A 7,142-nucleotide genomic window follows, 5' to 3' on the forward strand; every position below is an offset into this window, starting at 1 on the left:
GCGCTGGAAGCGCGGCTGCGGCTTCATGCCAGGCCTGCCGAAGCGGTTCGAGCAACGCCGCGCACTCGGCGGTCTTCCCGACGTTGCGGTGGATATTGGCGTCGATGAGCGCACCCTGGACGAATGAGTAGAGCGAAAGGAGCGCGGGTGCCCCGTCCCAGGCGTCGACCTTGAGCGAGGACATCAGTTCGGAGACGATGGCCTGGGCATGGATCAGGTTCTCCGAGGCAGCTGTCCATTCCTGCGAGCGCTGTGCGGTTTCCGCGCGGGCGAGGTCCAGCATCAGGCGGTCGTAGAGCATGGTCAGCAACCCCGCGGGAGTGGCGGACAGGACGGCGTCCTGCACGTACTGTGACCGCTTGGCCTGGTACCCCGGATTCGAGATCAGTGGCATCAGGAAGCTCCTCCGGATTGCAGACCGGCAAGTTGCGATGACAGCCAGTCCCCCTGCGATTGCAGTTTTGACAGTTGTACCTCGAGGGCGGAGTAGGTGCGCTCAAGGGTGGTGCGTCGCTTCTCCAGCCGCAGGTCCCACTCCGACACCTGGTCGTTGAGGTTTCGGACTGCGGATTCCTGGCCGGTGATGCGGAGGGTGATGGCGCCGTCGAACTTGTCGGACGCCTCCCCGCCGGCCCTGGCTACGCGCTCGGCGAGCTGTGCCACGGCGGCCTCGACCCGGACCGGATCCGCGGCCAGCGCCTTGGCGAACTTCTCGGCGTCGAACTCCACCGACCCGCTGCGGGTGAGAGTGATGCCGAATTCCGACGTCGACCGGCCGTCGATCGGGCCGGTCGCCGCGGTGAGGATGCTCTGCGCGATGCTGCGGACACTGCTGTCGCCGGTGAAGACTCCGGCTCTGGTCGCGGCTCCGGCCGTGCTGCCGGGGGTCACTGCCGCGTTGCTGCTCACGAAGCTCAAAGCACCCTTGATGCTTTCGACGAGGTCCTTGGCCACCGTGGTGGCTGCTTCGGCGTTCCTTCCCACGGTGACGGACACCGGTTCCGGTGCAGCTTTCGTGACGGTAATGCTGACGCCCGGCAGGAGGTCACTGAAAGTATTGGTGGGTGAGGACACGGTCTGCTCAGCGGGAGTGCCCGCGTAGAGAACCAGCTGAGCGTCCTGGCCCGTTTTGATTCGGGCCGCGAGGGGATCGGAGAAGACGTCGACGGCGGTCCCGGCAGTCACGTCTGCGGCGGTGCCGCGGTGAACGGCGAACTGCGACGCCGTTCCGGACGCCGTGGCGCTGAATTGCAGCCGGTATTCAGGAGCTCCGTCGACAGTGGCTCCGGTGGCCACCTTGACGGCCGTCACCCCGGCGCCGGCCTTGTTGATGGCGGTGATGGCGTCATCGAGGGTGCCGGTGGTGTCGATTTCGGTGAGCGTTCCGTCAGCGGCGCTGATGGTCAGGGTCGAGGCCCCGGCCGACCACACCGTCATCGGGGCGGTGACCGACAACTGGGCCTGCGCAGTCTGCTTTACGGTGAAGTCGAGTGAACCGGCCATCGAACCCGCTGCAGTGATCACCGTGACCGCTTCCGAGGTGCTGGTCGCAGTGTTGATGTTGAGCGCCTCGGGCTTCGCCGTCTTCGTCGCGAGTTCGGTGAGTGCGGCGAGCTTCGTGTTCAGCTGCTGCAGGGCCGTCACGAAACTTTGGGTGGCGCTCGCCTTGGCTTTGAGGATCCCCTGGGGACGGGCCTCGAGCTGCATGAGCTGGTTGATCATGGTCGTGGTATCCAGCCCGCTGGCTATCCCATCGATGGAGAACGCCATGGTTTCCCTTTCGGTGAGGACTGGAATGATTTATGAGTTCTTCGTGAGGGGCACTGGAAAGGCGGATGCACGGCGGTGGGGGCGTGTGAGGTCCAAGTCGCTGGCCCTCACCGCCGGGCACCTATCGCCTTTCAGCTATCCGATTTAGCGGAGGAGCTGAAGGACACCCTGGTTCATCTGGTTGGCCTGGGCCAGCATCGCGGTACCGGCCTGCGAGAGGATGTTCGAGCGGGTGAAGCTCGCCATTTCTTTCGCCATGTCGGTGTCGCGGATGCGGGATTCGGCAGCGGCCAGGTTCTCGGACGAGACGTTGATGCTGTTGATCGCGGATTCGAAGCGGTTCTGCACGGCACCGAGCTCGGACCGTGCTGTGGAAACGGTCTTTACCTGGGCGTCAACAGCCGTAATTGAAGTTGCCGCACTTGTCGCTGAATCGAACGTCAATCCAGCGACGGCCGTTGCAACAGCAAGAACGTCTGCGCCGGTCAGGTCGACTTCGATCTGGTCGTTCGCAGCAACGCCACCTGCGCCCACCTGGAAACTCATCTTGCCATCAGGCGTCAATCCCCCACCGGCAGCGACACCGGTCAGCAGATCGATGCCATTGAAGTTGGTTGAGTTGCCGATGCGTGTAAGTTCCTCGCTGAGCGCTGTGACCTCGGTCTGGATCGCCGTGCGCGAGTCGGCGTTGTTCGAGTCGTTACCGGCCTGTACGGCGAGGTCACGGACACGCTGCAGGATCGAGTGGACCTCGGTGAGCGCGCCTTCAGCAGTCTGCACAACGCTGATGCCGTCCTGCGCGTTGCGGGCTGCAACGTTCAGGCCGCCGACCTGCGAGCGCAGGCCTTCAGCGATAGCCAGGCCGGCGGCGTCGTCGGCTGCGCGGTTGATGCGCAGGCCGCTCGAAAGCTTCTCGAGCGACTTCGACATGTCGTTCTGGGTGCTGGAGAGGTTGCGGTATGCGGTGTTGGCCGCGGTGTTGGTGTTGATCTGGAAACCCATGATGTATTCCTCCGTGAAAGGGTCAAAGTCGCCGGCCCATCCATGGGCCGGCACCCTTAGCTATCGGTAGGAGGAAACCGGGCGTAAGCCGTTCGGCGAACTTTCCCGGAAATTCTTTCGAGCAGGATCAGGATGCAGTGTTGAGCACAGGCTCGTGGACAACCGGGTAGCGGTCCCCAGCATGACGGGCCACCGGGTGGCGGTCCGCACGCGTGATGCCACCTATCGTCCCCTCCCCGAGGCTGGCGAGGTACGCAGTCCTGCGGGCCGGCGAGATCCGCGACACGGGGGCATGCTGCACATCGGCGGCGTCGGAGTAGTGGGTAGCCAGCCCGTCGTGGAGGAGGCGCACCGCCTCCGCCCGCTGCTGGGAAACTGCCGAGTGGGTTGCGCCGAGCTCCTCAGCGATGTCCTTCACGGTGCGGTCCTCGAAATAGACCTGCTCCACGATGTACCGCATCTTGGGAGGGAGCGAGGAGACTGCCGCGCGCAGGTACCGGGTCCGTTCGGCCGCCAGCAGGGAAGCTTCGGGGGACGCGAGGTCCGAGACCAGAACGCTGGAGGTGGCGTCGTCGAGCGTGGAAACCGTCCGCGCCGCATCCTCGAGCGCACCCTCGGCGGCGCTCCTGTCCACGCCGAGGGCCGAGGCGATCTCATCCACCGACGGATTCCGCCCCAGCGAGGCGGTGAGGGTTTCCTGGATGGCGAGGGTCTCGCGGATCCGACGACGCGCCGAACGCGGAGCCCAGTCGCCGGACCTCATCTCGTCGGCGAACGCTCCGGTGATCCTGCGCCGGGCATAGGCACCGAAGGGAACACCCAGCGTCGGGTCGAAGGATTCCGCTGACGTGATCAGGGCGATCGCCCCGACCGACGCAAGATCATCGCGGGACAGATGAGTTGCCCTGGCACACAGCTCGGACACGAGATATCCGACGAGTGGTAGATTGTTTATAACGAGTGAGTCACGGTTGGACCGGTTCATATGCGAGCTCCCCAGCTGCAAGATATGGAGCTGGCCACGCCCGGAACCTTGGGCATCGACCCGCAGACCCCACGCGCGTGGGCAACTATTGAGTGAAAGATACCACTTACATTGCCAAAAGCAATGCCGATAGTGATTCCGGGTCCACCGTCCGTGGTTCCCGAGAGGAGATGGCGCAATGGGCGCTCACGAGCTTTCGTCCCTGCTATGGCAGGAACGTGAACTATTGGAGCTTCTCGTGTTCAAGCTCGAGGAAGAACAACTGTTGCTCACCTCGGGCAAAACACGGTGGCTCCACCATGCCACCCGCGAGGTGGAGCAGGTGCTGGAGCGACTGCGCAACGCCGGGCTGGCGCGTGCCGTCGAGGTTTCGGGACTCGCGGCCACGTGGTCCACTCCCGAGAACGCCACCCTTCGTCAACTGGCCGCGGCCGCGCCCGACGGTCCCTGGGGCGAGATCCTCACGGCCCACCTGAACGCCATGACCACCCTTGCCGCGCAGATCGGCGAGCTCCGCGACTCGAACCAGCAGTTCCTGCGGGCCGCTTCCCGCTCAACGCAGGAAACGCTGGCGGGACTCAATACCGACGCCGGCGTCTACACCTCCCGCGGGACCACCGCCGGGGGCCACGACAAGCTGCACCTTCTGAACCAGGATCTGTGAGGACGCGAGCATGAGCACCTTCAGTGGACTGAACGCCGCGTATACGGGCCTCGTCGCCGCGAGGCACGGCCTCGATGTCACCGGCCAGAACATCGCCAACGCCAACACCGCCGGCTACACACGCCAGCGCATCGAGACCAGTGCCTCCGAGGCGCCCCGCCTCGGGTTGTTCTCCACCGGGATCCGTCCAGGCCAGGGTGTCCTCGTCACGGGCATTGCGCGGCTCGGCGAAGCGCACCTTGACACCCGGGTACGGATTTCCGCTGGGACGGCAGGCTACACCGAGGTCCGCGCTGAGGCCTTCTCCACGTTCGAAACAAGCCTGCGGGAACCCGGCGCCGACGGGATCTCCACCTCGCTCCAGCAGTTCTGGGCCGGTTGGCAGGATCTCTCCAACCAGGCGGACCAGGATGCACCGGCCATTCACCTGCTCGCCAAGGCCGACGACCTGGCACAGCGCATCGCCACAGGGTACCGCGCCGTCGAGGATCAGTGGTCCACCCTGCGCAGCAGCGCCACCGGCGTTGTGGCGGAAGTGAACGCGACGGCCGGGCAGATCGCCCAGCTCAACGACCAGGTGCGCATCACTCTGGCCGCCGGCGGCTCAGCCAACGAACTGATCGACCGCAGGGCCGCGCTCGCCACGACCGTCGCGACCCTGGCGGGCGGGGTGGTACGGGACAACCCGGACGGAACCATCGCCGTCCTCATCGGCGGCAGCGCGGTCGTGGATGGCGGAGCCGCCCGCGAGCTGAAGCTGAGCGGATCGGCGTCGCTGGCGGAAGGCGGCGTCGTGCAGGTCGAATGGGCACACCGTCCCGGAGCGCCCGCCGCGCTCGAGAGCGGCGAACTGGCCGGAGCGCTGTCCCTGCTCGCGCCGGCGGACGGCGGAGGAGTGCTCACCCAGGCAGCTGCGGGCTACGACACGTTCGCGCGGGACCTCGCAACCCAGGTCAACCGCATCCATGGGGGTGACGGCGCGAAGGGTGACTTCTTCGCCTTCGATCCCTCCCGCCCGGCGCTGTCCCTTGCCGTGATGCCGGCGGATCGGAGCGGCATCGCCATCGGGGATCCCGCGGCCGGAGCCTACGACGGCAGCGTGGCCGACCGCATCTCGGAGCTGGGGCTCGACGGCGCTGGTTCGCCGGATGTGCAGTGGGCCAACTTCGTGACCGGGATCGGTTCGGCCACGCGGTCGGAACTCCAGGGAAATGCCCTCGCCGCCCTCTCGGCGTCGTCCGCCGTCCAGCAGCAGCTCTCCTCCTCCTCGGTGAGCATGGATGAGGAGCAGGTCAATCTCCTGACGTACCAACACGCCTACCAGGGCGCTGCGCGTGTGATGACGGCGGTGGACGAGATGCTCGATGTCCTCATCAACCGCACCGGAATTGTAGGAAGGTAGCCATGATCAGCCGTGTCACCAACCAGACCCTGATGCAGACAGCCCAACGGCATCTGCAGACCAACCTGTCCCGGCTGGCTGAACTGCAGGACAGGGCGTCGAGCCAGAAGGCTTTCACCCGTCCGTCGGATGACCCTGCGGCGGCAGCCGAGGCCCTTCGGATCCGCGGTGAGGCCAGCGCGAATGCGCAGTACGGGCGCAACCTTTCGAACGGCGGGGGCTGGCTGAGCACGCTCGATACGGCGCTGGGCTCCGCGACCTCGCTGATGAACGAGGCGAAGGACCTGGCGCTCCAGGGCTCGAACGGTTCCATCTCCCAGGCGGCGCGGGAAGCCCTGGCGTTGGGGGTCGAGTCGGTGCGCAGTGAACTTCTCCGGCATGCGAATAGCAGCTATGCGGGGCGCTCGGTCTTTGCAGGTAATTCCGACGCAGCGAATGCCGTAAATCCTGATCTCACCTTCAATACCGGAGGCACGGTGGAACGCAGGCTGGGCCCGAACGTCACACTGCGGGTGGACGCCGACGGTGAAGCCGTCTTCGGCAGCGGGCCCGGTTCGGTCTTCACCCTGCTGGACACCCTTGCTGCGGACCTGCGCGGCAGCCGCGATGTCAGCGTCCACCTCGGGGCCCTTGACGCGCGGACGAGGGCGGTCATCACGCAGCACAGCGAGGTGGGAACACGCCACGCACGCCTGCTCGAGGCCCGCGACGCGAATGCTCAGCAGTCGCTCGCCCTCGAGGGCCGGCGATCCGCGGTGGAGGACGTGGACCTCGCCTCGGTGATCCTCGATCTGAAGATGCAGGAGACCGCCTACCAGAGCGCACTCGCCGTGTCGGCGCGGGTGCTCCAGCCGACGTTGCTGGACTTCCTCCGATGAGGCTGCGTTTCCTCACTCCCCCGCCGGGGCTGTCGCCGCTTGTCGACTTCATTCTCGATACACTCGACGGCGCCGACGGCCTGTACGCCCTGCGCTCCGACGGGACCGGCGAGATCGCCGGTAACACCACGGAGGTCCGGATGTTCGTGCTCGACTCCGCCCTGTACCTCCCCGACTACGAGCCCCCGGTCAGCGCCGAGCAGCACGCGGCCCTCGGGCTGGGAGATGACGAGCCACTGATCCTCGTCGTCGCCAATCCCGGCGCTTCCGGCACCACGGTCAACCTGATGGCGCCCATCGTGCTGAATCGGACCACGGGTGCCTGTGCCCAGGTCATCCTCGACGGCGCGGCGTGGCCCCTGCGGGCGGAGCTGACCCGCGCGGCTTGAGCGGCCACTTCCGCCGAGGCCTACCCCCCGCTGATTAAGCACTTGTGGCGGC

General features: G+C 66.2%; 8 protein-coding genes. 4 read left to right on the forward strand and 4 right to left on the reverse strand.

Going from position 1 to position 7,142, the window contains the following annotated elements:
- The 4 genes from fliS to Y705_RS17960 all read right to left on the reverse strand — a co-directional run.
- Positions 1-394 (reverse strand): flagellar export chaperone FliS (fliS, locus tag Y705_RS17955; RefSeq protein WP_049822377.1); only part of this gene is annotated, 394 nt, incomplete at its 3' end.
- Positions 394-1,770: a flagellar filament capping protein FliD gene (gene fliD / locus Y705_RS0106440; protein WP_026532256.1), complete on the reverse strand. Its 1,377-nt coding sequence runs from the start codon at positions 1,768-1,770 to the stop codon at positions 394-396. The genes fliD and fliS, both read right to left, overlap by 1 nt.
- A 144-nt stretch (positions 1,771-1,914) precedes the next feature.
- Positions 1,915-2,772 carry a flagellin N-terminal helical domain-containing protein gene (locus Y705_RS0106450; protein WP_026532257.1) on the reverse strand — a complete coding sequence of 286 codons (858 nt, stop codon included), beginning with the start codon at positions 2,770-2,772 and terminating at the stop codon, positions 1,915-1,917.
- Positions 2,773-2,899: 127 nt separating this feature from the next.
- Complete coding sequence (locus Y705_RS17960) at positions 2,900-3,757, reverse strand: sigma-70 family RNA polymerase sigma factor (RefSeq protein ID WP_081737846.1); 858 nt, start codon at positions 3,755-3,757, stop codon at positions 2,900-2,902.
- A gap of 178 nt (positions 3,758-3,935) precedes the next feature.
- On the opposite strand from Y705_RS17960, the gene Y705_RS0106460 reads away from it, so the two are divergent.
- Genes Y705_RS0106460 through Y705_RS0106475 form a run of 4 tightly spaced genes read left to right on the forward strand, consistent with a single transcriptional unit; the run spans position 3,936 to position 7,090 of the window.
- Positions 3,936-4,421 (forward strand): flagellar protein FlgN, encoded by a 486-nt coding sequence (locus tag Y705_RS0106460; RefSeq protein WP_026532258.1) that lies wholly within the window; start codon positions 3,936-3,938, stop codon positions 4,419-4,421.
- A gap of 10 nt (positions 4,422-4,431) precedes the next feature.
- The gene (flgK, locus tag Y705_RS0106465; protein ID WP_026532259.1) at positions 4,432-5,823 is read left to right on the forward strand and encodes a flagellar hook-associated protein FlgK; all 1,392 of its coding nucleotides are present in this window, start codon (positions 4,432-4,434) and stop codon (positions 5,821-5,823) included.
- 2 nt (positions 5,824-5,825) lie between these two features.
- The gene (gene flgL, locus Y705_RS0106470; RefSeq protein WP_026532260.1) at positions 5,826-6,701 is read left to right on the forward strand and encodes a flagellar hook-associated protein FlgL; all 876 of its coding nucleotides are present in this window, start codon (positions 5,826-5,828) and stop codon (positions 6,699-6,701) included.
- On the forward strand, positions 6,698-7,090 hold the full coding sequence (locus tag Y705_RS0106475) for a flagellar assembly protein FliW (RefSeq protein ID WP_026532261.1): 393 nt from the start codon (positions 6,698-6,700) through the stop codon (positions 7,088-7,090). The genes flgL and Y705_RS0106475 overlap by 4 nt, the downstream gene beginning before the upstream one ends.
- Positions 7,091-7,142 lie beyond the last annotated feature (52 nt).

Origin of the sequence: Arthrobacter sp. H41, assembly GCF_000520535.1 — a bacterium.
In the GTDB taxonomy this organism is placed as follows: domain Bacteria; phylum Actinomycetota; class Actinomycetes; order Actinomycetales; family Micrococcaceae; genus Arthrobacter_D.